The sequence below is a fragment of the Clostridium psychrophilum genome, assembly GCF_018861705.1.
GTDB lineage: Bacteria > Bacillota > Clostridia > Clostridiales > Clostridiaceae > Clostridium_AD > Clostridium_AD psychrophilum.
In genome coordinates this window covers 1-2,135 of the sequence record NZ_JAHLEC010000216.1, presented here as the reverse complement: position 1 = coordinate 2,135, position 2,135 = coordinate 1, and the positions used below count along the sequence as shown (strand labels likewise).

Annotated in this window: 2 protein-coding genes; both read right to left on the bottom strand. The window is 30.5% G+C overall.

The window, feature by feature from the left end:
* Positions 1 to 674, bottom strand: a 674-nt coding sequence (locus KPL38_RS19025) for an ExeA family protein (protein ID WP_216290706.1), incomplete at its 3' end; no start/stop codon positions are given.
* Positions 675 to 676: 2 nt separating this feature from the next.
* Entirely contained in the window at positions 677 to 1,927 is a 1,251-nt protein-coding gene (locus KPL38_RS19020; RefSeq protein WP_216290705.1) for a DDE-type integrase/transposase/recombinase, read from the bottom strand.
* Positions 1,928 to 2,135: the final 208 nt, after the last annotated feature.

Genomic DNA, 2,135 nt, shown 5'->3' with positions numbered 1-2,135 from the left:
CAGGAATTAATAGCTTCTATTGCATTAGCATTAAAGATCTCATCGACTATGCCACAAAGTTTTAATCTTGAAGATATATAGCCATTAACCTCGTTTTTGGATATACCTTCATAATTATAGTTAATTACAATTCGCTGCTTTAAAGCATCATGTATTTGTTTTGATAAGATGTTATTTAACAACGGTTGTCCAGAAAGTATCAATATGGCATAGTTTTTTGAGTCCATATCAAAGTTTAGCAACAGTTTCAAGTCATTTAAAACATCAGTTTTAAGGTATTGCGCTTCGTCTATCATAATAAGCGGTATAATTTTTTTATCTCTAGATAATGAAATTATTCTTTCTTGTATGCCTTTAAAGAGATCTATTTTCTTCGAATAGGGCTCCACGCCCAAGCCGTAGGCTATCGATTTATAAAATTCTAATACTGTAACAGTAGATAACGTAATATAAATAATCTTGTACAAATTTGGATTTAGACTGTTTACAAAACATCTTAAGGAATATGTTTTCCCAGTGCCTGGAAGTCCAGTAAAAAGACCGATACCTTTAATATTTTTAAGATGTTCCATTCTTGACATTGCTTGCGCAAAATCATCAGATTTATAAAAACTCTTTTCACTTAAGCTTTTATCAAAAGGATTAAACTCCATTCCCCAATAGGCTTTATACATTTTTATCTACCTCCGTTAATCTTAAAATAATCAATAACATTTCTTTTTACTTTAGAGTTATCTACACGCTTAAGAGGATATACAACATCAACTATTTTATTATCCTTATTAAAAATAAAGGCTTTGTCTAAATCAATAGGTGAATATCTTACATTGATTTTCTGCCCTATATATTTTGCAGGAACTTCAAATTGATTGCAAAGTAATTGTATAGTAGCATCATTATTAACCTTCCTTGCTACGCGGTGTAAAAAGTGATTATCAAGCTCTTCAGCTGGTATAAATTTAATTCTATCGATATCTTTAATATATCTTGCTCTAGGGGTTGTCTCTATGCTAGAATGAATTATATTGGTATATTTCTCATTTAGATATTTGTTAAAGTCAGTATTTAATTCATCTAAAGATTCATAATCATTCCAATTAATACCGTTCATCCAGTTATCTTTAATTGTCCGGTAGGACCTTTCTATTTTACCTTTCGATTCTGGTGAATATACTTTTGTGTGGAGTAATTCAATACCTAAAGATGCACAAATCAAACCAAGTTGGTCATTTTTATAAGTCTTTCCATTATCAACGAACAACCTTTTTGGCAATCCATATTTTGATATTGCCTTTTTAAAAACAGTCTGCATATTTACAGCGTTATCATTAAAAAAGAATTCCCCATGAAGGATTAACCTAGATGCGTCGTCAAGAAACGTAATTAGATAAGCCTGTTTTTTTTGCCCTTTTACTTTAATAACTGGGCCATGTGTCGTATCTGATTGCCAACAATCATTGGCGAATTCCATTTCAAATGCTCTTCTATCTATTGGTGCTATCTGCTTTCTTTTGAGGTTATTATCACGTATGTACCTTAAAACAGTAGCCAAAGACGTCTTATTTTCTTTAACATAACCTTCTTCAATAAGTTTATGGTAAATTAAAGTGCCTGTTATATAAGGGTAAAATCCCTTTAATTCAAGTATTTTTGAAATAGCATTAGAATCAAGATTTCTTGGCGTACCAATATCTAAGCGAGATTTAGGCATTAGCGCTTCAAATCCTTTATGCCTGTATGCTAAAAACCATTTTTTTATAGTAGCTGGAGAAAATTGAATAGTTTTTCCATCTGGTAAAGTATGAGATTTTGATGCTATATCTCTAAAATATTGGCTTTTAGAAACTGCTTCATATGTTTCATTAACTAAGGGTGCGATTAGCGCGAATCTAAAAAGAGCTAAATCTTGTTGCTTTTTACTGTCCATAAGCCAAACCTCCTGAATATAATTTTAATATTATATTAGCAAGAAGTAGCCTTAAAATATATTCAAAAGTTATGTGGGTCGTAAATTTAATAAGTAAAATGAACCTATGTATATTGGAGGGGATACTATATTGTGAAATTTTCTCATTAAAAACATCCATTTAGTATTGAACAGATAGCTGCGCAAAAAATTTATAGTTTTATGATAT